Source organism: Lentilitoribacter sp. JB5-8, from assembly GCF_055693385.1.
The window spans coordinates 3,361,962-3,386,140 of record NZ_CM146332.1 but is presented as its reverse complement, the minus strand read 5'-3'; the positions used below and the strand labels follow the sequence as shown (position 1 = coordinate 3,386,140).

At 45.5% G+C, this 24,179-nt stretch carries 20 protein-coding genes and 1 pseudogene; 7 read left to right on the top strand and 14 right to left on the bottom strand.

Features of this window, described 5'->3' with window-relative positions; genetic code table 11:
- The first annotated feature begins 11 nt into the window (after positions 1 to 11).
- The gene (gene hemN / locus ACZ1GZ_RS16465) at positions 12 to 1,364 is read left to right on the top strand and encodes an oxygen-independent coproporphyrinogen III oxidase (RefSeq protein ID WP_472665955.1); all 1,353 of its coding nucleotides are present in this window, start codon (positions 12 to 14) and stop codon (positions 1,362 to 1,364) included.
- Here hemN and ACZ1GZ_RS16460 read toward each other — a convergent pair.
- On the bottom strand, positions 1,361 to 2,101 hold the full coding sequence (locus ACZ1GZ_RS16460; RefSeq protein WP_472665954.1) for a Crp/Fnr family transcriptional regulator: 741 nt from the start codon (positions 2,099 to 2,101) through the stop codon (positions 1,361 to 1,363). The genes hemN and ACZ1GZ_RS16460 overlap by 4 nt on opposite strands.
- Positions 2,102 to 2,360: 259 nt before the next feature.
- Between ACZ1GZ_RS16460 and ACZ1GZ_RS16455 the strand changes: the two genes are divergently transcribed.
- Complete coding sequence (locus ACZ1GZ_RS16455) at positions 2,361 to 3,707, top strand: 8-oxoguanine deaminase (protein ID WP_472668338.1); 1,347 nt, start codon at positions 2,361 to 2,363, stop codon at positions 3,705 to 3,707.
- Here ACZ1GZ_RS16455 and guaD read toward each other — a convergent pair.
- From guaD to ACZ1GZ_RS16405, 10 genes are all read right to left on the bottom strand, one after another.
- Positions 3,704 to 5,002 carry a guanine deaminase gene (guaD, locus tag ACZ1GZ_RS16450; RefSeq protein ID WP_472665953.1) on the bottom strand — a complete coding sequence of 433 codons (1,299 nt, stop codon included), beginning with the start codon at positions 5,000 to 5,002 and terminating at the stop codon, positions 3,704 to 3,706. The genes ACZ1GZ_RS16455 and guaD overlap by 4 nt on opposite strands.
- Before the next feature lie 73 nt (positions 5,003 to 5,075).
- Entirely contained in the window at positions 5,076 to 6,149 is a 1,074-nt protein-coding gene (locus ACZ1GZ_RS16445) for a BMP family ABC transporter substrate-binding protein (protein ID WP_472665952.1), read from the bottom strand.
- 25 nt (positions 6,150 to 6,174) lie between these two features.
- Positions 6,175 to 7,098, bottom strand: coding sequence for an ABC transporter permease (locus tag ACZ1GZ_RS16440; protein WP_472665951.1), 924 nt, complete (start codon positions 7,096 to 7,098; stop codon positions 6,175 to 6,177).
- Positions 7,095 to 8,177, bottom strand: coding sequence for an ABC transporter permease (locus tag ACZ1GZ_RS16435; RefSeq protein ID WP_472665950.1), 1,083 nt, complete (start codon positions 8,175 to 8,177; stop codon positions 7,095 to 7,097). Before ACZ1GZ_RS16435 ends, ACZ1GZ_RS16440 begins: the two co-directional genes overlap by 4 nt.
- Positions 8,167 to 9,726 (bottom strand): ABC transporter ATP-binding protein, encoded by a 1,560-nt coding sequence (locus tag ACZ1GZ_RS16430; RefSeq protein WP_472665949.1) that lies wholly within the window; start codon positions 9,724 to 9,726, stop codon positions 8,167 to 8,169. The genes ACZ1GZ_RS16435 and ACZ1GZ_RS16430 overlap by 11 nt, the downstream gene beginning before the upstream one ends.
- Positions 9,723 to 10,601 carry a xanthine dehydrogenase accessory protein XdhC gene (gene xdhC, locus ACZ1GZ_RS16425; RefSeq protein WP_472665948.1) on the bottom strand — a complete coding sequence of 293 codons (879 nt, stop codon included), beginning with the start codon at positions 10,599 to 10,601 and terminating at the stop codon, positions 9,723 to 9,725. Before xdhC ends, ACZ1GZ_RS16430 begins: the two co-directional genes overlap by 4 nt.
- 1 nt (position 10,602) lies before the next feature.
- Entirely contained in the window at positions 10,603 to 12,915 is a 2,313-nt protein-coding gene (gene xdhB / locus ACZ1GZ_RS16420) for a xanthine dehydrogenase molybdopterin binding subunit (RefSeq protein ID WP_472665947.1), read from the bottom strand.
- Positions 12,912 to 14,396, bottom strand: a complete 1,485-nt coding sequence (gene xdhA / locus ACZ1GZ_RS16415) for a xanthine dehydrogenase small subunit (RefSeq protein ID WP_472665946.1) — start codon at positions 14,394 to 14,396, stop codon at positions 12,912 to 12,914. The genes xdhB and xdhA overlap by 4 nt, the downstream gene beginning before the upstream one ends.
- Position 14,397: 1 nt before the next feature.
- Positions 14,398 to 14,760, bottom strand: a complete 363-nt coding sequence (gene uraH / locus ACZ1GZ_RS16410; protein WP_472665945.1) for a hydroxyisourate hydrolase — start codon at positions 14,758 to 14,760, stop codon at positions 14,398 to 14,400.
- 90 nt (positions 14,761 to 14,850) lie between these two features.
- Positions 14,851 to 16,086: a urate hydroxylase PuuD gene (locus ACZ1GZ_RS16405; RefSeq protein WP_472665944.1), complete on the bottom strand. Its 1,236-nt coding sequence runs from the start codon at positions 16,084 to 16,086 to the stop codon at positions 14,851 to 14,853.
- A gap of 127 nt (positions 16,087 to 16,213) precedes the next feature.
- Between ACZ1GZ_RS16405 and ACZ1GZ_RS16400 the strand changes: the two genes are divergently transcribed.
- The 5 genes and pseudogenes from ACZ1GZ_RS16400 to ACZ1GZ_RS16380 all read left to right on the top strand — a co-directional run bounded on the left by ACZ1GZ_RS16400 (position 16,214) and on the right by ACZ1GZ_RS16380 (position 21,462).
- Entirely contained in the window at positions 16,214 to 17,128 is a 915-nt protein-coding gene (locus ACZ1GZ_RS16400) for a LysR family transcriptional regulator (protein ID WP_472665943.1), read from the top strand.
- 113 nt (positions 17,129 to 17,241) lie between these two features.
- Positions 17,242 to 18,645: an allantoinase PuuE gene (puuE, locus tag ACZ1GZ_RS16395; RefSeq protein WP_472668337.1), complete on the top strand. Its 1,404-nt coding sequence runs from the start codon at positions 17,242 to 17,244 to the stop codon at positions 18,643 to 18,645.
- An 11-nt stretch (positions 18,646 to 18,656) separates the two neighbouring features.
- Positions 18,657 to 19,480, top strand: a pseudogene (locus tag ACZ1GZ_RS16390) (bifunctional allantoicase/(S)-ureidoglycine aminohydrolase).
- Positions 19,481 to 19,482: 2 nt separating this feature from the next.
- Positions 19,483 to 19,971, top strand: coding sequence for an ureidoglycolate lyase (locus tag ACZ1GZ_RS16385; protein ID WP_472665942.1), 489 nt, complete (start codon positions 19,483 to 19,485; stop codon positions 19,969 to 19,971).
- A gap of 159 nt (positions 19,972 to 20,130) precedes the next feature.
- The gene (locus ACZ1GZ_RS16380; RefSeq protein WP_472665941.1) at positions 20,131 to 21,462 is read left to right on the top strand and encodes a GH1 family beta-glucosidase; all 1,332 of its coding nucleotides are present in this window, start codon (positions 20,131 to 20,133) and stop codon (positions 21,460 to 21,462) included.
- Positions 21,463 to 21,475: 13 nt separating this feature from the next.
- Here the strand turns inward: ACZ1GZ_RS16380 and ACZ1GZ_RS16375 are convergent, their stop codons facing one another.
- The 3 genes from ACZ1GZ_RS16375 to ACZ1GZ_RS16365 all read right to left on the bottom strand — a co-directional run bounded on the left by ACZ1GZ_RS16375 (position 21,476) and on the right by ACZ1GZ_RS16365 (position 24,107).
- Positions 21,476 to 21,871: a rhodanese-like domain-containing protein gene (locus ACZ1GZ_RS16375; RefSeq protein ID WP_472665940.1), complete on the bottom strand. Its 396-nt coding sequence runs from the start codon at positions 21,869 to 21,871 to the stop codon at positions 21,476 to 21,478.
- A gap of 117 nt (positions 21,872 to 21,988) precedes the next feature.
- Positions 21,989 to 22,918 carry a DMT family transporter gene (locus tag ACZ1GZ_RS16370; RefSeq protein WP_472665939.1) on the bottom strand — a complete coding sequence of 310 codons (930 nt, stop codon included), beginning with the start codon at positions 22,916 to 22,918 and terminating at the stop codon, positions 21,989 to 21,991.
- Positions 22,911 to 24,107 (bottom strand): DegT/DnrJ/EryC1/StrS family aminotransferase, encoded by a 1,197-nt coding sequence (locus ACZ1GZ_RS16365; RefSeq protein ID WP_472665938.1) that lies wholly within the window; start codon positions 24,105 to 24,107, stop codon positions 22,911 to 22,913. The genes ACZ1GZ_RS16370 and ACZ1GZ_RS16365 overlap by 8 nt, the downstream gene beginning before the upstream one ends.
- Between the last annotated feature and the right edge of the window lie 72 nt (positions 24,108 to 24,179).

Sequence of the window (24,179 nt, the reverse complement as noted above, 5' to 3'; positions counted from 1 at the left end):
CGGCTCATCTTATGCTCGATTACAAAGCTGTGTTGTCGCATTACCCGACAGCTGTTCCACGCTATACAAGCTATCCAACTGCACCACACTTCTCACAAGGGGTGGGGGCAAAAGTACTCAATGATTTGTTGGAAAATTTGACCGCGGATGAACCTGTGTCAATTTATATCCACATTCCTTATTGCGATAAATTGTGCTGGTTTTGTGGGTGTAACACCAAACACACTTTAAAATATGCGCCCGTTGCGCGGTATATGAATTATCTCATCAAAGAGATTGAGATGCTTGGCAATAAGCTGGATTTCAAGCCAAAAATTCAGCAGATCCACTTAGGTGGCGGTTCTCCAAGCTTGCTCAAAAGCAAAGACTTTGTACGTCTTCGCAAGACATTGGATAACGTTTTTCAGTTTTTGGCTGGTTCAGAAGTCAGCGTTGAGATCGACCCATCTGATGTGAATGAAGATGTGTTAGTGGGGATGAAATATTTTGGTGTAACCCGCGCCAGCATTGGGGTGCAGGACTTTCACGATGATGTGCAAAAAGCTATCAACCGTCCGCAGAGCTTTAAATTGACCAAAGATGTGGTCGCATCACTGCGCCAGATGGGTATTAAATCAATCAATATTGATGCTTTATATGGGCTGCCGAGACAGAGTTTTGCGCGTCTTATGGATACGATTTCGAAGTGTGTATCACTTTCGCCTGACCGAATAGCGCTGTTTGGATATGCGCATGTTCCGTGGGTGAAAAAGCATCAGAATATGATTTCTCAGGATGATTTACCTGATAGTCATGCACGGTTTGAGCATTCTATGGCCGCCAGTCGCGCATTAATTGGCGCCGGTTATAAGAGTATTGGGATCGATCACTTTGCAAAGCCAAATGATACGCTCGCAATCGCTGCTGAGACGGGCCGTATTCATCGAAATTTTCAAGGCTATACGACAGATGAATGCAATACGTTGATAGCGTTGGGTGGTTCATCAATTGGCCGCACGAAAGATGGGTTTTACCAAAATGTTGTTGCGACTTCGAGTTATCAAGAAATGATCGAGAATGATGAATTTGCCGCCGCCAAAGGGTTGTTTTTGACCGAAGATGATAAGATCCGGTCGCATATAATCGAACGCATTATGTGTGATTTTAAATTTGACTTTGGCGCATTAAGGGAAATGACTGCCGCACCAGAGATTTACCGAAATATAGCTGCAGAATTTATTGCGAAAGATCCATTTAATTTGGCTAATATGGACAATGACGTGTTTGAGATCCAAAGCGATGGAAAACCGTTTACACGCATTATCGCATCACAGTTTGATGCTTATCTTAAAGGTGCAGACTTTAAATATTCAAAAGCGGTTTAGCTTTCACCACGTGCTTTTAGACGATAGATGTCAGGTATTTTAAACAGGCGGTTGTTTTCAATATGCACCACGCCATCTTTTCGGAGCTTGGTAATCTGACGGCTGACGGTTTCAATCGTTAAGCCCAAATAATCAGCGATATCAGCGCGCTTTAGCGGAAGTTCAAATTCAACTTGATCGGTGTCATGGTCAATTTCTGGGTCTAGATGAATGGCCAGCATATATAAAAAGCTGGCGACTTTTTCTGCAGCTGTTTTTCGACCAAGTGTGAGCATCATGTCACGCGCTTCATCCAATTGTTTGAGCGCTTGTTGATGCAGCTTATGCTCAAGTTCTGGAGATTGTTTGATCATGTCTTCCAAAACAGATTTTGGAAAAGAGCACAATTGCACATTGTTCGCAGCTTCCGCATCGATATTGTTATATTCGCCAAATGGTGTGCCTAAAAAATCAGGCGCGAATTGAAGACCGACAATTTGTTGGCGTCCATCGGGCATAATTTTCGTAAGCTTCACGACCCCGCGCAAAATGTTTGATACTTGCGTTGCTTTGCTGTCCGCAACGATTAGGTTTGCGTCGGTGTCTTTTTGAGTGCGGCGCGTGTGCTTGCTTAACGTTAGAAGTTGTTCAGGGGTCATAGCGCCGCAAATACCGCGATGACGTGCTTCACAAGACCGGCATAATACCGGGATTTCCGAATTATGAATATCTTGTCGTACTGAACTTTTCGTTGCCATTATGTGTTTACTCCGCAGATTGATACGGTAACGTTTCAAAAACATTCTGTAAAACTGTTTTTTGATAGATAACGGTGGCAAAAACTTCTATATTCGCTGCTATTGGGGAGTTTTTATCCAATATGGGCAAAATATCGGTCACTATGACGCAGATTCTACAAGAATTGTAAAATTTGTGTAAGCGGTGATTTTGCGTTTGCGCCGGTTTTTGAGTGAATTTGATAGTATTTTTGGTTTTAAAGCTGAAACAGGGAATAAAATGCCGACGGTTTTGATAAAAAATGCGAAATGCTTGGTGACGATGAACCAGGATCGCGCAGAACTAAAAGATGCGGATATTTTTGTCCGCGATGGCGTGATTGAGGCGATTGGTCACAACCTTTCTGGCGATGCTGATCAGGTAGTTGATGCGCAAAATTGTGTTGTAACCCCTGGGCTTGTAAATACCCATCATCATTTATATCAAAGCTTGACCAAAGCGGTTCCAAATGGACAAGACGCGTTGTTGTTTGGATGGCTCCAAACGCTCTATCCGATTTGGTCGAAATTTGGGCCAGAGGAATTTCATATTTCCGCACAATTTGGTTTGGCTGAGCTGGCCATGTCCGGGTGTACAATGAGCTCGGATCATCTTTATCTTTATCCAAATGGTGCAAAGCTTGATGATACAATCAGCGCTGCGCAAGAGATTGGTTTGAGATTTCACGCCACCCGCGGTTCAATGAGTATTGGCGAGAGCGATGGGGGATTGCCGCCCGATAGTTTGGTTGAGCGAGAGGATGATATTTTAAACGACAGCATCCGCGTTGTGGATAAATTCCATGATCCAAATCCGGGGGCAATGGTGCGCGTTGGTCTGGCCCCTTGTTCACCATTTTCTGTTAGCCGCGACCTAATGCGAGAATCAGCTTTGTTAGCGCGTGACAAAAAAGTCATGCTGCATACTCATCTGGCTGAGAATGATGAAGACATCGCTTATAGTCTTGAAAAATTTGGTTGTCGCCCAGGTCAGTATGCGGAAGATTTAGGATGGGTCGGCGATGATGTTTGGCATGCTCATTGTGTAAAGCTCGATACGAACGAGATCGATCTATTCGCTCGCACCAAAACTGGCGTCGCGCATTGTCCTTGTTCAAATTGTCGTTTGGGTTCTGGGATAGCGCCTGTGCGCAAAATGCGCGACAAAGGCGTTAAAGTTGGTTTGGGGGTTGATGGTTCAGCGTCCAATGATTGTGCGCATATTCTATCTGAAGCGCGACAAGCGATGCTATTACAACGCGTTCAAAATGGTGCTGATGCAATGGCTGCACGTGAGGCTTTGGAAATTGCAACATTGGGTGGTGCGCAAGTTTTAGGTCGTGATGATTGTGGTTCTATTGAGATTGGTAAACGCGCTGACATTGCAATTTGGGATGTTTCCGGACTTGCCGCGGCAGGATCATGGGACCCTGTTGCGGCGCTTGTATTATGTGGTCCATTTGACGTGCGTGATCTTTTCGTTGAAGGAAAGCAGATCGTTAGAGACGGTGTGTTGACAAGCGTTGAACTTCCTAAGCTAATTGAGAAGCAAAACCAACTTGCAAAGAAACTCTCAGAGAAATCCTAAAGATCAGGATGTGAAGCTTTTCCCGCAACATAAACGGCCGCAATGCTTCGATCATCGCCCATTGTTTGCAGCATGAAAAGCTCTTCTGAAAGCGTCGTCACGGTTTCATAACGCAGTTTCATTGTGGGTGTTGGGCTTGCATTGAGTACAATAACATCCGCTTCTGATCCCACATCAAGTGTTCCGATTTTATCGGCTAGACTTAGAGCTTTAGCATTGCCCAATGTCATCATGTAAAAGGAATGAAGTGGTGAGAGGATCTGGTTGCGTAACTGCAGGATCTTATAAGCTTCATCCATGGTTTTAAGCATTGAATAGCTTGTGCCGCCTCCGGTGTCAGTCGCAACAGAGGTTCTTACGCCTTTTTCTCTCATGCCATCAAAATCAAATAAGCCGCTGCCCAAAAACAGGTTTGATGTCGGGCAAAAAACAGCAATTGATCCGGTTTCAGCCATGGATGCCTTCTCGCGCTCTGAGAGATGGATACAATGGCCGAACAGGCTTTTATCGCCCAAGAGATCGTACATGTCATAGATCTCAAGATAGTCTCTGGCAGATTGATAAAGCTGCTTGGCGAACTCGATTTCGTCTAAGTTTTCGGACAAATGCGTTTGCATATAACAATCAGGATGCTCATGCATCAGCGCTTGTGACATCTCAAGCTGAGTGGGTGTTGATGTGATCGCAAATCGTGGTGAGATAGCATAGCTTAAACGATCAACATCATGCCAATCTGCAATCAGTGCTTTGGTGTCATCATAGCCAGATTGCGGCGTGTCGCGTAAAGCTTCGGGTGCATTTCGATCCATCATGACCTTGCCACCGATCATGCGGAGATTTCGGTTTTTCGCCTCTTTAAAAAACGCATCAGCTGATGATTTATGAACCGAGCAATAGGTCACTGCTGTTGTCGTGCCATGGCGCAGCGATGTATCAAAGAATATCTTCGCTATGCGTTCACAATGTTGGGGATCAGCAAATTTTTGCTCTTCAACAAATGTGTAAGTGTTGAGCCAATCCAACAGTTTGGCACCAAAGGAACCGATAACCTGCATTTGCGGGAAATGAACATGTGTATCGATAAAACCGGGTAGGATAAGGTGCGGACGATGATCATTAATGTCTGCGTCTGGGTATTTCTTGGAAATATTTGAAAATTCGCCACGTGCGATGATCAATCCATCCAATAAGGCGAGGGCACCATCTTCGATGTAAATATAGCAATCATCATCATCGAGTGATTGAGGTTCTGAGATAAAACTTAGAATACGCCCGCGTAAGATTAAAACACTCATTCTATGCCTTCCAGAACTCGATAGATGCCATCCGCGATTTTAATCGCGAATGGCTTGATATTATAAAACCAAATTAGCTTTGGACGCCTTCAACGTACCAATCCATGGATAGAAGATCACCGTCTGTTAGTCTGCCTTCTGCGAGACGAACAGTGCCGGACTGATCTTTAATTGGACCAGTAAATACATCATATGATCCGTCAATGATGCCTTCTCTGATGGCTTCAGCTTCTGCAACAACATCTGCAGGAATCCGCTCATTGTATGGCGCAAGGGCAACGATGCCTTCTTTAAAGCCCCACCAAGTGTCAGCGCTTTCCCATTTCTTGTCCATAACCTTTTGAATACGGTCGATATAGTAAGGACCCCAAATATCCATGATCGCAGTCAAATGCGCTTTTGGAGCAAATGATGTCATGTCCCAGCTTTGACCGAAGGCCAAAAGATCGCGTTCTTCACATACGCGAAGGGCTGCAGGGCTGTCAGTGTGCTGTGTGATGATGTCAGCGCCTTGGTCGATCAATGCAGTGGCTGCATCCGCTTCTTTTGGCGGATCATACCAGCTGTTTACCCAAAGGACATTGGTTTTAAAGTCTGGGTTGACCTTTTGCGCAGCTAGCGTGAATGCGTTAATGCCCATCACCACTTCTGGAATTGGGAAAGACGCAATGTAACCAGCTGTGCCTGATTCAGACATGTGACCAGCGATGGTGCCGCAAATTGCACGGCCTTCGTGGAAGCGTGCATTATATGTTGCCATATTTGGTGCACGTTTATAGCCTGTTGCATGCTCAAATTTCACATCCTTGAAGCGCTTAGCAACTTTAAGCGTTGGGTTCATGTAACCGAATGAACATGTGAAGATAAGATCGTTACCTTCTTCTGCAAGACGGCGAATAACACGCTCAGAATCTGGACCTTCGGCTACATTTTCAACGATTGTTGTTGAAATTGCGTCGCCGAATTTTGCAATGGCTGCCTGACGGCCTTGCTCATGCGCATATGTCCAGCCGTGGTCACCAATTGGTCCAAGGTAAACAAACGCAACCTTTACCGGATCCATAGCAAAAGCTGATTTTCCAAGTAGAGGTAATGTACTTGCCGCCGCGGCGGACTTAAGGACGTTACGTCTCGAAATAAGTTTCATGATGTCTCTCCATTCATCGTTATCATTATGTTGATGGTTTAAACGGTTTTGCCAAGCATGCTGGTGCGGCTAAACCGGATGATTTGCGTAGTGATATAAGCGCGAGCACTACGATTGTAGCAAGGTACGGCATTGCCGCAAGTAGTTCGGGTGCAATAAATGAGAACCCAGCTGCTTTTGCATGTAACTCCAATGTCATGATGGCGCCAAACAAATAAGCACCAAGCAGCAAACGCGATGGTTTCCAAGCGGCAAACACCACTAGCGCCAATGCGATCCAGCCGCGCCCCGCGGTTAGTTCCTCTGACCAAAGTGGAATAAGCACAAGCGAGAAATAACAGCCTGCAAGGCCCGCCATTGCACCGCCAAATGCAACAGCTGCATAACGCACGCCAATAACGGAATAGCCGATGGAGTGCGCAGATAGATCTGATTCTCCCACAGCACGTAGAATTAGCCCAGCACGTGTCTTTTTCAGGAAATAGCTCACACCAATAGTTAGAGCCAAAGATACGTAAACCAATGGGCTATAGCCGAAAATCACGCGCAGCTGCGGATGTTCGGCAAGAGATGCTGGAAACCATGAGCTGAAGATTTCTATGGTTTTGCCCACATAAGGTTCACCCATCAGCGAGGAAATCCCGATGCCAAATATGGTGAGCGCCAGACCAGTCGCCACCTGATTGGCGGTGAGCGTTAAGGTGAGATAGGCAAACAACATGGCCGATAATGTTGAGGCGAGCATTGCGACGACAATTCCAAGCAAGTGAAATCCCGTTGTCAGCGTTACGGCAAATCCAACCACAGCGCCGATTAGCATCATGCCTTCGATGCCAAGATTAAGCACACCGCTTTTTTCAACAACGAGTTCGCCAAGTGCCGCGAGAAGGATGGGCGTCGACGCGCCAACAACTGTCATGATGATTGAAATGATGATTGTATCATTCATGATGCATCTCCTGCCTGTTTAGCCGTGTTCAACTTGAGACGATATTTCACCAAGATATCGGTTGCGAGTAGGAAGAACAGCATCATGGCTTGGAAGATACCTGCAGCCGCATTTGGCAGACCCAAGGATGTTTGCGCAATTTCACCACCCACATAGGAGACAGCGAGCACCAACCCACCTAAGATTATTCCGATAGGGTGTAAGCGGCCCAAGAAAGCGACAATGATTGCAGTAAAACCGTATCCTGTTGGGAATTGCGGAACCATCTGCTGGAACGGGCCAGCGGCTTCGAATATGCCAGCCAAACCTGCAAAACCACCGCCAATAAGCATGGCTGCCCAGATCGTACGTCTGGCGCTAAATCCACCGTAGCGCGCGGCGGCCGGCGCTGAACCTACAACGCGAATTTGAAATCCGAAGATTGATTTGCTCATCACAAACCATGCGATAATTGCGATGATGAACGCCAATGGCACACCCAGATGCACAATCGTTCCGGGGATGATTTCGGGCAGGATTTGAGAATCGTTGAAAAGTCTTGTTTGCGGGAAGTTAAATCCTTCAGGGTCTTTCCACGGGCCACGCATCAGATAGTACAAAAGCTGAATGGACGCATAAGTCAGCATCAAACTGGACAAGATTTCATTGACGTTAAGTTTGGTTTTTAAAAATGCAGGGATCGCTGCGTAAAGCCCGCCACCGATTACTCCCGCGATACACATAAGCGGTAAGATCCACCAGCCTTCAAGTTCCCATGTGAGGAGGGCGACGCCCGTGCCAGCTAATCCACCGACAATATACTGCCCTTCAGCGCCAATATTCCAGACATTTGCGCGAAAACCGATGGAAAGACCAACTGCAATTAGTATCAAAGGCGCGGCTTTGATTCCCAAATCCTGCCATTTATGGGTATCAATGAGCGGCGTGATGAAAATCTCGCGCACCGCTGCAAAACCATTATGTCCTATTAGCGAGAAGAGGATGCCACCAACAAGCATGGTCGCCAGTACGGCAATAACTGGCGTTAGATAGAGCATCGCCTGACTTGGCTCTTTACGTTTTTCCAACTCAATGAGCATGGGCATTCTCCACCTGGTCCTGACTTGTACTTGGTTCGCCATGGACACCACCCATCAGCAGGCCTATCTCATCTACCGATGCTTCACCAACTTTCAGAGTTTTTGATAATTTACCCTCGTTGATGACGGCCATTTCATCGCAAATTGCGAGCAATTCATCGAGGTCTTGTGAAATGACAATGATTGCTGAGCCGTTTGCCGCCAGATCAACAATTGCTTGGTGAATAGCTGCAGCCGCGCCCGCGTCCACACCCCATGTTGGTTGGGATATCAGCAGCACATCAGGTTTCTGCATGATCTCTCGACCCACCACGAATTTTTGTAGATTTCCCCCGGATAATGACCCTGCTGGTGAAGCGTCGCCTGTGGTTTTTACGCCAAATGTGGAAATAACATACTTCGTATATTTGCGCGCATCAGCATGCTTGATAATGCCTTTATTGGAGAGGTTCATGCGATCTCTGGCTGTGAGGATGGCATTGTCTGACAGAGAGAAATCGACCACGGCAGCATGGCCGTTACGCTCTTCTGGTACAGCACATAGTCCATGCTTGCGCCGCTGGAGAATATTTTGATCGGCGACTGATTTGCCATCGAGCTTTATGGTCTCGGCGTTGAGAGACGGCGTTTCTCCGCTCAAAGCCATCAAAAGCTCGTTTTGGCCGTTGCCGGCAACACCAGCAATCCCAAATATTTCTCCTGCGCGAACTGTGAAACTGATATCAGATAATGCAACACCGAAGTCGCCTTCACCCTCTTGGCTGAGATTTTTGACCACAAAACGAGGTTCGCCAAACTCGGTTTTGACCTCTTTTTCAATTTGCTTGAGATCGCCGCCAATCATCATCTCGGCCATACTTTTCGAAGTTTCTTGCTTCGGATCGCAATGACCGACAACTTTGCCGCCACGCAAAATCGTAGCCTGATCACAAAGCTCTTTAATCTCGTGGAGTTTGTGAGAGATGTATAAAATTGAGCATCCCGTTGCTGATAGCTTTCGCAAGGTTTCAAAAAGTTGAGCCACTTCTTGCGGGGTCAGCACGGATGTTGGTTCATCCATGATCAGCAATCGCGGATTTAACAGCAATGCCCGCACAATTTCAATGCGTTGGCGTTCCCCCACACTCAAGGTGCTAACAATGCGATGCGGATCAAGTTTGAGCCCATACACATCCATGACTTCGCGAATTTTATCTTCGAGCAGGTTCTGCGAAATCTTTGCATCCATGCCAAGCGCAATATTTTCTAAAACGGTCATGGCTTCAAAGAGCGAGAAATGCTGAAAAACCATACCGACGCCAAGCTTGCGGGCGGCTTTAGGATTGGCGACTTTAATTACTTCACCTTCCCAGCGTATTTCACCTTCATCGGGCTGCATGATGCCGTAAATCATTTTTACAAGTGTTGATTTGCCTGCGCCATTTTCGCCCAAAAGCGCATGGATTTCACCGGGCTTGATAGCAAAACTAACGCGGTCATTGGCCAATACACCAGGGAATGACTTGGTGATCGCATCAAGCTCGATGCGATAGTTCGAGTGTTCTGTCATATGTTTACCCCAAAGTGTGAAGTTGATGCAGAATAGTCAGCATCACCATGTTTGGCTTTGTCTATTTGAATTATGATTTCTGAGAGAGCAAGCGCTGCGATGATCTCTGGGCGTTTATCACCAAGGGAATTACTATCTATAGCTTTTCCACCGATTGGGCACGTCAGCCTATCCAAATTTTGAGACTGGCCAGTCTCTTGTTTGTACCAACTGTTAAATGACGCGCGCTTGGTTTTTGAGCCAATCATGCCGATATAGGCTGTATCGCTCCGTGCCAGTGCTGCTTCCACGATCATGAAATCAAGTGCATGATCATGTGTGAGCACAACGAATGCGCTTTCTGGTTTGGCGGCTCTAACAATAGCTTCGGGAAGGGAAGTCAGGTGGGTTTCAATGCCTTGTGGTGCACCGGATAATTCGTCTTCACGGCTATCAATGAGGATTGGTTTATAGGGCAGCAGCGCACATGCTTCAGCCAATGCTTTGCCGACATGACCTGCGCCAAAAATGTAGATATGTGGTTGCTCGTTGAATTCTGCTTTGAGCATTTTGCGATAAGTATCGCGATCACTATCGTCAAGCCGTTCGATCGAGATGGAAACATGTCCGCCGCAACATTGGCCAATTTCTGGGCCGAGGGGAACATTGAGTTCGAGTTTGTCTTCAGAACCTGATTGTAACAGATTTCGGGCTTTTTCAATCGCGATGCTTTCGAGCTGTCCACCGCCAATTGTTCGAAAAATTGAGGAAGGTGCGACCAGCATCCATGCGTCTTGATTGCGCGGTGTTGATCCTTTGATTTGCGTGATTTTGACACCTGCAACAGGCGCATTATCAGCTAAAAATTTTTCGATATCATGGCGTTCTAAATACAATTTACCCGCCTTTCAGTTTTTCAACAGCGAGCAATACTCGCTCGGGCGTGGCTGGTGCATCTAATCGTGGGCAGATCTTGTAATCTTGTTCAGAAGCAACAGCCATCGAGAGTGCTTCAAGGACAGAATTTGCGAGCATGAATGGAGGTTCACCAACGGCTTTGGAACGACGGATTGTCATTTCGCGGTTTTCGGACCAATCGGCAAGGGAGACATTGAAAATCCGCGGACGGTCAGATGCGAGCGGGATTTTATATGTTGATGGCGCATGGGTTCTTAAACGCCCAGCATCGTCCCACCAAAGTTCTTCGGTAGTGAGCCATCCCATGCCTTGTACAAATCCGCCTTCGATTTGGCCGATATCGATTGCTGGGTTAAGCGATTTGCCAACGTCATGTAAAATATCAGCGCGATCAATTTGATATTCGCCGGTCAGCGTATCGATGCTGACTTCTGATACGGATGCGCCATAAGCGAAATAGTAAAACGGGCGACCTTTACCTGCTTCGCGATCCCAATGAATATCCGGGGTCTTATAAAAACCAGCCGCGGATAATTGTACGCGCGCCATATAGGCTGAATGAATGAATTCATCGAAGCTGATTTTCTTATTGCCGATCTGCACTTCGTTGGTGACGAAAGCAATTTCATCTTCGCTGACATTATGCGTTTCACAGGCGAATTTGATCAATCGTTCTTTGATTTGATGGGCCGCATTTGCAGCTGCCATACCGTTAAGATCCGAACCAGAAGATGCAGCCGTTGCGGATGTGTTTGGCACTTTGCCTGTGTTGGTCGCGGTGATTTTGATCCGTTCTAAATCCACCTGAAATTCATCAGCTAAAACTTGCGCAACTTTTGTGTTCAGGCCTTGGCCCATCTCGGTGCCACCATGATTAAGGTGGATCGAGCCATCATTATAAATATGCACCAAAGCACCTGCCTGATTGTACCAAGTAGCTGTAAAGGAGATGCCAAATTTGACCGGGGTTAGTGCAATGCCCTTGCGGATAATGCCTTTGTTGTTGTTAAACTCAATAATGGCGTTTCGTCGCGCTTGATAATCGCTCGATGTTTCGAGTTGCTCAACAATTTGGCCAATAATGTTATCATTTATTTCTTGATGATAAGGCGTGATATTACGGATGGTTTCGCCGTAGAAATTTGCCTTTCTGATCGCAAGCGGGTCTTTGCCCAATGCATAAGCGATTTCTTCGATTACCCGTTCACCACCCAACATGCCTTGAGGTCCACCGAACCCGCGAAACGCAGTGTTAGAAACCGTATTGGTTTTATAGGGCTTGGACTTTAATGTGACATCGGGGAAATAATAACAGTTATCCGCATGGAACAATGCGCGATCCGTGACGGGTCCAGACAGATCGGCTGAATTTCCGCAGCGTGCAGCAAAAGTTGCATCAAGTGCTGTGATTTTACCATCTTTCTCAAAGCCCACATCATAATCGACAAGGAAGTCATGGCGTTTGCCGGTCGCGATCATATCATCATCGCGATCAGGGCGAATTTTTACAGCTTGATTATACTTTTTAGCGGCTAGTGCAGCAACCGCTGCAAAGAGGTTGGATTGCGTTTCTTTGCCACCAAATCCTCCTCCCATTCTACGCACATTCACGGTGATGGCATGAGAGGGGATGTCTAACACATGGCCCACCATGTGCTGAACTTCGCTCGGATGTTGTGTGGAGGAATAGACCAAGACATCATCATCTTCTCCGGGGATCGCCATTGCGATATGACCTTCGAGATAAAAGTGATCCTGTCCGCCAATTCGCATTTGGCCACTGATGCGATTTTGTGCAGTTTCCAATGCCTTTGACGCATCGCCACGTTTGAGGGTCAGAGGTTCTGTTACAAGCGGATAATCTTGCGCAATAGCATCGGCAACATCAGTGATATGCGAAGTGGTTTCATATTCGATTTTAGCAAGTTTTGACGCACGGCGAGCGGCATCTCGCGTTTTAGCCACAACGGCAAAAATAGGCTGTCCGTGAAATTCAATCTTTTCGGCAAAGACGGGATCATCTTTTTTGCCCGTGGGGCTAATATCATTTTCCCCTTTGATATCAGTTGCCGTTAGAACGCCAATAACATCACCATCTGCTTCCACTGCAGAGAAATCCATGGAGATGATTTTACCGTTGGCAATTTCGGATAGGCCCAAATAAGCATGCAATAATCCGCTTGGCTCGTTAATATCATCGATATATTCAGCTTGGCCTGAAACATGTTTATGGGCTGAATCGTGTTTTTGTGCTTGATGAACACCGCCCTTTATATTGGTTGCGTTGGTCATTCCGCAGCCTCGCAAATCGCGTTGCGATCAAGTTGAGACGCGGACACACCATCCGTTATTTCAATATAGAAACGTTCAAGAAGGTTTTTCGCTGCAAGAGCGCGATATTCTTTGGAGGCCCGCCAATCCGTGAGTGGTGAGAAATCGCGATCAATACCAGTTTTTGCATTTCGAATGGTCTCAAGTGACCAGGGTTGGCCTTCAAGCAATTTCTCAGTTTCAATAGCATGCATCGGTGTTCCCGCCATGCCACCAAAGGCGATGCTGACATGAGATATCTTGTCATTTTCAATGGTCATTTTAATAGCACAACAAAGGGCTGAGATATCTTCATCCCGGCGCTTTGAGATTTTGTAAACGGTGAAGAGTTCTTCGGATCTAACAAAAGGAATAAATACACTTTCAACAAAGTCACCCTTTGTTCGATCTTGCTTGCCATATTCGATAAAGAAGTCTTTGAGCGGTAATGTTCTATGGCCATTTTCGGACGACAAGGTAACAGATGCACCCAATGCGATGAGCGCAGGAGGAGTGTCGCCAATTGGTGAGCCATTGGCAATGTTGCCGCCAACTGTGCCCATATTGCGCACTTGCTCACCACCAATTCTGTTCCAAAATACCTCCATTTGCGGGAAGTGCTTGGAAATTATGGATTGCATATCGGTATAGGACACACATGCACCGATTTGAATGCCATCGGTTTGAACGTCGATCTGATGCAGCTCACTTAGGTGATTGATAAAGATCGTGGGCGAGATGTCGTGCATATGTTTGGTCACCCAAAGTCCGACATCTGTAGATCCAGCAACAATCGTAGAGTTTGGATATTCTGCACGTGCTGATTTCAGATCCGCTACATCTTTTGGAATGATCACGAGATCTTCTTTGTGGCGTATTTCAATTCGTTGAATATCGCGCATCTTTGAGAGTCGTTTGATCATATCTGCGCGTTCAACATTGAGCTTATCATGAACGGGATCAGCGCTATTTGATACCTCAATTGCAGTTTTAATAATGGGTTCATAACCCGTGCAGCGACATAAATTGCCCTGTAATGCGCGTTCGATCTGCATGTTGGTTGGGTTTGGCGTTGTCATCCATAATGCGTAAAGCGACATGACAAATCCAGGCGTGCAAAATCCGCATTGGCTGCCATGCTGATTGACCATTGCCTGCTGAACGGGATGTAATTCACCATTTTTACCTGTGAGGTGCTCCACAGTCACAATGTGGCAGGCATTTAGCGAACCCATAAAGCGGATGCAAGAATTGACGGTTTCATAGCTGAGACCATTATCTGTTAGCCTGCCCACTAAGACCGTGCATGCGCCGCAATCGCCCTCAGCGCAACCTTCCTTGGTGCCTTTAAGGCTTTTGTTAAGGCGAATATAATCAAGCAGCGTCAGGCCAGATGGAAGGTCTGACAGGCTGATTGCTTCATCATTGAGCACAAAGTTTATGTGATCTTTGGTCTCTGCCAATTTAGCTGCCTCGATATGTTGAAAAGCTGAAAGGGGAAACAAGTAGCGGCACGTGGTAATGCTCATCGGCATTGTTGATGCCGAAGCGGATGGGAACTTCATCTAAGAAGCTTATCTCTTCACCTCGAGCGAAATATTTACCGGCATGGAAGACCAATTCATAAACGCCTTCTTGAAAACCATTACCTTCCATTAACGGAGAGTTAGCGCGACCATCGTGGTTTGTATGAATGGTTAGAAGCAGTTCTTTTGAATTATTATCAATCTTGTAAAGATCAATCTGCATATTCGCAGCCGGAGTTCCGTTTGCAGTATCAAGAACATGTGTCGTTAAACGACCTTGGTCATTATTGGCAGCGCTCATTGGGTTCTGATTCTCCTGATTGGCATAACGTTTATGCTATCTTTAAAGTTGTGTAATTCAAGCTCTATTCACAAGTGACGCAGCGGTGTTTTACGATTTGCCTGCAATCACTTCATTGTACCACTGAACAACGGCTTTTCGTTCGCTCTCTTCCATAAAAGTGATATTCGCTGGCGGCATGGCGTGACTTCGGCCGGACTGTAAATAGATTGCTTTGGCATTTTTTGCGATTTGTGAGTCGGTTTCAAGTAAAACACCTTTTGGTGCTGCAATAATACCATCCCACACTGGTTCGCTGGCATGGCACATTGAACATCGTCCAAGAACCGTATCGCGAACCTGTTCGAAATGTGTGGCTGAGACGAATTGCTGTTCGTAATTTGTCAGCTTTGCGCTTTCATCTTCACCCACCAGCACCTTTGGAACGCTCGATAGCCACATAATGATGATGAACAAAATAACTGTTACCAACCATGTCCAAATCGGATCGCCTTTGCGTGCATGTTTGGTGTTAAAATAATGGCGAATGGTAACGCCCATTAGAAATACCAGCGACGCGATAATCCAGTTAAATTCTGTGGCAAATGCTAAAGGCGCATGGTTTGATAGCATCAGGAATATAACAGGAAGCGTAAGGTAATTGTTGTGCGTGGAACGTTGTTTTGCTTGCATGCCAAGCGCAGGGTCAGGACTTTTTCCTGCCAATAGATCCGCAACAACTTTCTTCTGATTTGGGATAATGATGAAGAAAACATTGGCCGACATGATGGTGCCGGTAAACGCGCCCAAATGCAAAAATGCAGCGCGTCCTGTAAAGATTTGTGTATATCCCCATGCCATGGCAACAAGCACAAAATAGAGCAGGATCATCAATCTTGTATTGTTGTTTCCAATAGGTGATTTGCAGAGCAGATCATAAACGATCCAACCAAAGCCGATTGATGCCAATGAAATTAAAATGCCTGTTGTGGGGGTGATATCTAAAACATTGGGATCCACAAGATAAAGTTCGGCGCCGAGATAGTAGACCAAGGCAAGCAATACGAAGCCCGATAGCCAGGTGCTATAGGCTTCCCATTTAAACCAAACCAGGTTTTCTGGCATTTTTTCTGGTGCGATCATATATTTTTGAATGTGATAAAAACCACCACCATGCACCTGCCATTCATCACCTGCGGCACCTTTTGGAAGATTGTCGTGTTTATGCAGCCCGAGATCGAGCGCGATAAAGTAGAACGAAGAGCCAATCCAGGCTATTGCGGTAATGACATGGAACCATCGAGCAGCAAATGAAACCCATTCCATGCTTATTGCAAATTCGTACACGTTTAGACCCCTCTATCAAGCATGCATACACTTATTAAACATTATTTTGACACCCATTTTAAGGTGTTTGAATATCAATAAAATTCTAGGACTTTCAAAAAAATAATGATAATGCTATGTTTACCTCATGTCTTATGTCAACAACCTAAAAACGTTTGTCAGAGTTTATGAACTTGGTTCCATGTCCGCAGCTGGCCGTGATCTACGGATTTCTCCCGCTGTGTCGAGTAGCCGTATATCGGAGCTTGAAAAACATTTGGGTGCACGATTGTTTAACCGAACAACGCGCAATTTGACGCCCACACAACAAGGCGAATTGTTTTACAAAGGTGCGGTGAAAATCCTTGATACAATTAGTGAGGTTGAGGGAAGTGTTTCTGAGATTACCGCCAAGCCCAAGGGGACTATTTTTGTGTCCGCACCTTTGGGTATTGGGAAAAAGTTGATCGCACCAATGATCCCGAATTTTCAGGAGATTTATCCTGATATTAATGTACGCTTGCGTTTGTCGGATCGCAAAGTAGATATTACGAATGAGGGCTTGGATGCGGCCTTCGTGCTCGGGCGCTTGATTGATTCAGAATTACGGGTTTTACCGATCTATGATTTCGATCGTGTTTTGTGTGCATCGCCTGAATATATCAAAAACCATGGGATGCCTGAAAAAGCCGGAGATTTGTTTATATACAATCATAGATGCCTCTTGCTGCGATATCCCGGATTGACGGAATTTTTCTGGAGCCTGAAGACCGGCGATCAGATTGAGCGTTATGAATTTGTCAGTCCGCTTGAATCAGATGATGGTGATGTTCTCACCGATTGGGCGCTTTCAGGTTGTGGCATTATCAATAAGCCGGTTTTTGAGGTGAAACAATATCTGCAAAGCGGTGAATTGATTGAGGTTGTGAAAGAAACGCCACCGATTAGTCTGCCGTTTTCGTGTGTCTATCCACATAAGAGACTTCAGGATCCCAAAATCCGTCTGTTTATTGATTTCATGTCTAAAGAATTGAAAAAGCAATTGGTGGATGGCGGTGCTTGATAAAATTATATGCGAAAATTCTTCAAAAAAATTCTGATAGTGTTCGCAGTGTTTGAAGATAAAGTAAGTTGCTAAATTCGGAGTTTATAGTGCAAAATAGATACCCAAGAGATATGCAAGGTTGTGGGGCAAACACACCTGAAAGCGTTTGGCCTGATAATGCAGCCATCGCTGTGCAATTTGTGGTCAATTATGAAGAGGGCGGTGAGAATAACGTTCTGCATGGGGATGCGGCGTCTGAAGCGTTTTTATCCGAAATTGTGGGGGCTGCAGCTTGGCCAGGTCAACGCCATTGGAACATGGAATCGATTTATGAATACGGTGCTCGCGCGGGTTTTTGGCGACTGCACCGAATGTTCACATCGCGAGATATCCCCGTGACCGTCTATGGTGTGGCAACAGCATTAAAGCGTTCGCCAGCACAAGTTGAAGCTATGCAATCCGCTAATTGGGAAATCGCTTCTCATGGCTTGAAGTGGATTGAATATAAAGACTTTGATAAAGATGCTGAACGCGATGACATCCAAACCGCGATTGATATGCATGCGGCGGTCACAGGTGAACGCCCATTAGGTTGGTATACAGGTCGCTGTTCGGTCAATACGGTTGATCTGATTTGCGAAGAGGGCGGCTTTGAATATGTCTCTGATACTTATGCAGATGATTTGCCTTATTGGTATGATCATGATGGCCATCAGCAGCTGATTATTCCCTATACATTGGACTGCAATGATATGCGCTTTGCGACACCGCAAGGGTTTAATTCTGGTGATCAGTTTTATGCATATTTGAAAGACACGTTTGATGTTCTTTATGCAGAAGGGTTAGCTGGTAGCCCAAAAATGATGAATATTGGATTGCATTGTCGCCTGGTTGGGCGTCCGGGTCGCGCCGCTGCTTTAGAGCGCTTCTTGGACTATGTACAATCGCATGAACGTGTTTGGTGCGCACGCCGTATCGATATTGCGCGGCATTGGCGTGAACATCATGCTGAACTATTACAAAATCCGCGTCCTTGCGAGATGAATAAAGACGACTTTATCCGTGCATATGGCGGTATCTTTGAGCTTTCTCCATGGATTGCCGAGCGCGCATTTGATGACGAACTTGCACCAGCAAATGATACCGCGTGTGGGTTACACGCAGCATTGGTCTACCAATTTAGAACAGCTTCTGATGACGCGAAACTTGGCGTTTTGAATGCGCACCCTGATTTGGCTGGCAAACTTGCAGCTGCAAAACAATTGACGGCTGAATCTACCCAGGAGCAAGCAAGCGCAGGTCTTGATGCATTAACGGATGAGGAACGCGCGACATTTACGGATTTGAATGATCAATACACATCAAAATTTGGTTTTCCATTCATCATTGCTGTGAAAGACAATACCAAGGCGCAAATTCTTGAAGCGTTTAAAAAACGTATTGAGAACAACAAAGATCAAGAATTTAAAACAGCATGCAAACAAGTCGAGCGCATAGCAAGATTGCGTTTGAACGATATTTTACCAAGCGCATAAGAAAGACGATTATGAGTTCTAAATCCTACGCCACGCCAAAAGGTGGTTTGTCTCCGCAATCAGAGCTTTTAACCGGCCGAGCAGTGTTTACCGATGCTTACGCAGTGATCCCGCATGGCACTATGCAGGATATTGTGACGAGCAAATTGCCGTTTTGGGATAAAACGCGCGCATGGATTATTGCAAGACCATTATCTGGTTTTGCTGAAACATTCTCGCAATACATTGTCGAAGTGTCCGAAGGTGGCGGGAGTGAAAAACCAGAGCCCGATCCTGAGGCAGAAGGAGTTGTTTTTGTTGTTAGCGGTAATTTAACCCTAACCATTAATGGTGAATTGCATGTTTTGGGTGAGGGGGATTTGCCTATATTCCGCCAACTGCCACATGGACGGTGAGAAATCATACAGGGGATCCTGCAATCTTTCATTGGATACGCAAAAAATATGAGAAGGTTGAAGGCATCGATTATCCCGATGTGGTCATCACGAGCGATAAGGATGTTGCGCCAACGCCCATGCCCGATACCGACGGTGCTTGGGCGACAACGCGATTTGTCGATTCAGATGATCTGCGCCATGATATGCATGTTAATGTGGTGACCTTTGAACCGGGCGCTGTGATCCCTTTTGCCGAAACTCATGTTATGGAACACGGATTATACGTTTTGGAAGGCAAAGCGGTTTATCGCCTCAATCAGGATTGGGTTGAGGTGGAAGCTGGTGACTTCATGTGGCTACGCGCATTTTGCCCGCAGGCATGTTATGCTGGCGGTCCCGGCAAATTTAGATACTTGCTTTATAAGGATGTAAATCGCCACGCCAAATTGAGCTTTTAGAGATGATTGAGATTAAAGCGACAGCGCTTACATCGAAGCTTTTTGCACCCTTTGGTGATGTGATTGATTTTGATCGCAACCCAAACTTTGCCATTAATAATGGTTTCTGTGATCGGTATCACGGCCTTGCCATTTCAGATGTCATTGGAGAGGGGGCAAATACTGGAATTAGTCTTGGTTATGGACGCCCCTATGAAGTTCCGCTGACACTGAAAATGGTTGAGCGGCATCCGCTTGGCAGTCAGGCGTTTATCCCGCTTGAGCAACAACCATTTCTGGTCATTGTTGCGGAAGATGACAATGGAACACCGAAACAGCCTGTTGTGTTTTTATCTCAGGGTGGGCAAGGCGTGAATTATCACCGCAATGTCTGGCATGGTGTACTTACGCCATTCAACAGCGCATCTAAATTCCTCATCGTTGATCGCATTGGGGAAGGCAATAATCTCGAAGAGCATTTCTTTGATGTGCCTTACCTCGTAACTATTTAATCTGGCTTGCTTTACACAATATTGAACGTGGTTTTGTAAGAAATCACTTGCCAATAGCGCATTTGTAATTGTATATGTAATCGATTACATTTTTTGATCAAGCATCGGAACGCTCAGGTCAGTGTTCTTTGTTAAACGGCAGCATGGAGGGGACCTTAAATGAGTGAACAGCGCATTTCGCGTCAGGAATTCCCGAACGATTTTATATTTGGTGCAGCGACCGCGTCTTACCAAATTGAAGGGACGAAGCTTGGCACATGCGGACCATCTCATTGGGATGAATTTGCCAAACGTGGTGGCACGGTTAACAAGTCAAATGGGGATATTGCTTGTGCGCATTTTGAAAAATGGGCTGAAGATCTAGACCTCATTAAAAATGCTGGCATGTCTGCTTATCGTTTTTCAACGGCGTGGCCACGCATTCAGCCTGAAGGAAAGGGCAAAGCACTGCCGGTGGGTTTGGATTTTTATGACAAAGTAATCGATGGTTGCTTGGATCGCGGGTTAGAGCCGCACCTTACGCTGTACCATTGGGAGTTGCCGCTAACTTTGTCGCAAAAGGGCGGTTGGCAATCTGGTGATACTGCTAAATATTTTGCGGACTTTTCTGCTATTATGGCCAATCGATTTGGTGATCGACTAGCCTCTATTGCAACGATTAATGAGCCTTGGTGTGTGGCATGGCTTTCCCACTTTTTGGGACATCATGCACCTGGTTTAACTTCGCTCGAAGCAGGCGTTAAATCCATGCATAATATCCTTTTAGCCCACGGGCTTGGGATGGAAGCTATTCGCAATGAGACCGACACGAATGCTGGCATTGTGCTAAATATGGAATTTGGCGCAATTGATAGCGATAAAGAAGAAGATATTCGCGCGCGCGATTTGTTTGATGGAATTTATAACCGTTGGTTTGCAGACGCAATTTTCAAAGGGCAATATCCTGAGAATGTGATGGAGTATTTTGCCCCGCACATGCCTGATGGATGGCAGGAGGATCTTGAGGTCATTTCCAAGCCAATTGATTGGTTAGGGCTTAATTATTACACCCGCAATTTCATTTCTGATGATGGCACGGGCGTATTCCCGTTTGCTAAATCCCATAAGGGCAATCTTCCGAAGACCTCTATGGGATGGGAAATTTACCCTGAAGGTTTGGAATTTTTCTTAAATCGAATTTCGACTGAATATTCCAAGGATATTCCAATTTTTGTAACCGAAAACGGCATGGCATTGCATGACCATGTATCCGACGGCAAAGTTGAAGACGATCTTCGCTGTGAATTCTTCCAGCTGCATTTGGGGGCTGTAAAATCTGCCATTGAAAATGGCGTCAATGTTCAAGGATATTTTGCCTGGTCGCTGCTTGATAATTTTGAATGGGCCTTTGGTTATGATGAACGGTTTGGCATTGTTCATGTTGATTTCGACACACAGGAGCGCACACCGAAAAAATCATATTACATGCTGCAAGAAATGCTGACTTCGTAATGCGATAACCGCGTTATGATTTATCAGTTCCTACAGGGCCACCTTTGTCCGCCCAAGTGGAGAAGCCTTCTTTTAAGTGCGATGCTTCAAAGCCCATATCATTTAATGTTGCAACAGTAATTGCTGAGCGCCAACCCGATGCACAGTGGAAGACATATTTTTTGTCTTGGCCAAACACGTCTTTAAAATATGGACTATCCGGGTCGACCCAAAATTCGATCATCCCGCGTGGAGCGTGAAAGCTTCCGGGGATGTATCCTGTTCGTTGGCGCTCGCGAATGTCTCTAATATCAACGATGACAACGTTATCATCATCCACCATATTTATCAGATCAGCTGTTTCAATTTCCTCAATTTTTGCACGTGCTGCAGCAACCATATCTTTTGAAGATGTTTTTAACTTTTTCATAGTGGTCACCCGTTTGCATTTGCTAAATTGAAAGGAGAAATAAACTCCCGATGTTGGTTTTAAACGTAAGAATTTACCATTAATTTTGCAATAGGCAGAAGGTCACAGGTCTTCTCGTTACGACTTTTGCCTTATGGTAATGATGCCTGCTGAAGTAATCAAAATCATACCAATAATCGTTGTCGTGTTCGGGAATTCGGCAAAAAACAAAATGCCCCAAAGGACACTGAAAATCAGATAGAAATAATCAAATGGTGCCACGATATGCGGTGAGGCGATTTGATAACCTATGGCGCCAAATATATTACCCAATAAAATTGTGCTTGCTAAAATGACCAGAGCAACAATTTCAAGTGTGCCTACCTTCACCCACCCGCTTAGTAAAAATGAATTTAGCTCAACGATATCTTGTGGCAAATTTAATGATAGTAAGCTCAGTGTCACAAGTCCGCCAATTGCGATGAACATGTAGTTGATAAACAATGTGAGCACTAATGGGTTTTCATTCTTGCATTTTGTGCGCGTCAAAAGCATAGCGCTTGCGTGGAGCACAGCACCGAATAGCGGGAGCAGTGCGTAAAGATTAAATCCGTCAATCGTTGGACGTAGTAAAAACAAAACCCCCACAAATCCCAAGCCAATTGCGAACCATCCGATAGGTTGGATTTTTTGTCTTAGAACAATTGCAGACAACAAAATAATGAAAAGCGGTAATGTGTTATAAGCGGCTGCGGCGACCGAAAGCTGCAAATGCGGTAGCGCGATATAGTATGTTGCAAGCATGGCAGCCATAAAGAAACTGCGTAACAGAACCCAGCCGATAGCTTTTGGTATCAGTGTCAAATCTGAATGACGCCATTTGATAAAGATCAGCAGAAGCGGAATAGCAATGACAGATCGAAGCACATAAAGCTGCCATAACGGAAAGCTGACACTGATCGATTTTATAATCGCATCACCCAATGAGAGTGAAAACACTGCGAAGATGATCGCAGAGATCGCTAATTTCACATTGTCTGGTGAATTATTCGCGCCGTTATTAGTCATTTAGCGCGGTGAATTCTTCATCGATGATGGTTCCAATGACTGCACAATCTTCCTCTGAAAAACTGAGCGGAATACGCATATCCATGATGCGTTTCAAAATTTCAATGGTTTGTGCCAATGATTGTTTTGGCGCATAGGTCCAACTATCATATCGCGAGGTGAAGCCAACCGGATTTGCATCACCGAACCATTTTAATTCAACCCCGCGATCGAAGCAGTTTTTAACAAACAGAGAAATTTTTTCCTGCGGCCAATCAGGGATTAAAAATTGAATGGAAGAGCCAACATATTTCTCACTTTGAGGACGTTCACGAATGTTCAGTCCACCGGTGTTTTTAAATGCTTGTTCTAGCACCTGATATCTTGAGTTCCATCGATCAATATTATGATCGAGTTGAGCAAGTTGTGGTCTTAAAATTGCTGCGCGCAAATTATCCATACGAGATGAACAATTCGGCATTTCATATCTTGCATCAGCGTAATCTGACATGTCTGGTCTGGCGAGATGCTTTTCATAAAGCATATATGATCCTGACAGGATCGTTGCCTTTGCCATGAGGTCTGGATCATCGGTGGTTAAGAACCCACCTTCACCAGAATTCATATGCTTGTATGTTTGTGTGCTGAAACAACCGATAACGCCAAAATTACCGCTTTTAATCCCATTCCATTCTGCGCCCATAGTATGTGCACAATCTTCAATGATCACCGCGCCGTGCTGTTTGGCGATGGCACAAAGTGCTTCCATTGGGGCGATATGGCCGCGCATATGTGACAAAAGCAAAACTTTTGCGCCGGTTTCTTTAAATTTTGTCTCCAAGTCTTGAAGGTCTATTGTCAGCTCGTCTGTTGTTTCAACAAATATTGGCTCACCACCAATCGCGGCAACAGCGCCTGGGACCGGAGCGAGCGTAAAGGCGTTTGTTAACACCTTGTCGCCGGGTTTGGTTCCAACAGCACGCAATGCGATTTGCATAGCCGTCCCACCTGAAGTAGTCGCAAGGCAATATTTTGAACCTTGGTATTCAGCATATTCAACTTCCAACTGGTTGGCTTCACCATTCTCGTCAGGAACAAGATTATACCTGTGTAACCTTCCTGATTGCAGTACTTTTACTGCCTCGGCAATCGCGGTTTCTGGGATTGATTCTTGTTGTGTAAAAGGTTTTTCAAAGTGTATTTTTGGCATTGGATTGGCCTTTAGACATCAGCAAAGTGATTTGCGTGTTATTTTAGGAGGGATTTCGCTATTTGTGGCACA

What these genes read in the sequence shown, in the direction of transcription:
- hemN (WP_472665955.1), top strand. Translation starts at nt 12, where the DNA reads ATGCTCGATTACAAAGCTGTGTTGTCGCATTACCCGACAGCTGTTCCA.
- ACZ1GZ_RS16460 (WP_472665954.1), bottom strand. Translation starts at nt 2,101, where the DNA reads ATGGCAACGAAAAGTTCAGTACGACAAGATATTCATAATTCGGAAATC.
- ACZ1GZ_RS16455 (WP_472668338.1), top strand. Translation starts at nt 2,361, where the DNA reads ATGCCGACGGTTTTGATAAAAAATGCGAAATGCTTGGTGACGATGAAC.
- guaD (WP_472665953.1), bottom strand. Translation starts at nt 5,002, where the DNA reads ATGAGTGTTTTAATCTTACGCGGGCGTATTCTAAGTTTTATCTCAGAA.
- ACZ1GZ_RS16445 (WP_472665952.1), bottom strand. Translation starts at nt 6,149, where the DNA reads ATGAAACTTATTTCGAGACGTAACGTCCTTAAGTCCGCCGCGGCGGCA.
- ACZ1GZ_RS16440 (WP_472665951.1), bottom strand. Translation starts at nt 7,098, where the DNA reads ATGAATGATACAATCATCATTTCAATCATCATGACAGTTGTTGGCGCG.
- ACZ1GZ_RS16435 (WP_472665950.1), bottom strand. Translation starts at nt 8,177, where the DNA reads ATGCTCATTGAGTTGGAAAAACGTAAAGAGCCAAGTCAGGCGATGCTC.
- ACZ1GZ_RS16430 (WP_472665949.1), bottom strand. Translation starts at nt 9,726, where the DNA reads ATGACAGAACACTCGAACTATCGCATCGAGCTTGATGCGATCACCAAG.
- xdhB (WP_472665947.1), bottom strand. Translation starts at nt 12,915, where the DNA reads ATGACCAACGCAACCAATATAAAGGGCGGTGTTCATCAAGCACAAAAA.
- uraH (WP_472665945.1), bottom strand. Translation starts at nt 14,760, where the DNA reads ATGAGCGCTGCCAATAATGACCAAGGTCGTTTAACGACACATGTTCTT.
- ACZ1GZ_RS16400 (WP_472665943.1), top strand. Translation starts at nt 16,214, where the DNA reads ATGTCTTATGTCAACAACCTAAAAACGTTTGTCAGAGTTTATGAACTT.
- puuE (WP_472668337.1), top strand. Translation starts at nt 17,242, where the DNA reads ATGCAAGGTTGTGGGGCAAACACACCTGAAAGCGTTTGGCCTGATAAT.
- ACZ1GZ_RS16385 (WP_472665942.1), top strand. Translation starts at nt 19,483, where the DNA reads ATGATTGAGATTAAAGCGACAGCGCTTACATCGAAGCTTTTTGCACCC.
- ACZ1GZ_RS16380 (WP_472665941.1), top strand. Translation starts at nt 20,131, where the DNA reads ATGAGTGAACAGCGCATTTCGCGTCAGGAATTCCCGAACGATTTTATA.
- ACZ1GZ_RS16375 (WP_472665940.1), bottom strand. Translation starts at nt 21,871, where the DNA reads ATGAAAAAGTTAAAAACATCTTCAAAAGATATGGTTGCTGCAGCACGT.
- ACZ1GZ_RS16370 (WP_472665939.1), bottom strand. Translation starts at nt 22,918, where the DNA reads ATGACTAATAACGGCGCGAATAATTCACCAGACAATGTGAAATTAGCG.
- ACZ1GZ_RS16365 (WP_472665938.1), bottom strand. Translation starts at nt 24,107, where the DNA reads ATGCCAAAAATACACTTTGAAAAACCTTTTACACAACAAGAATCAATC.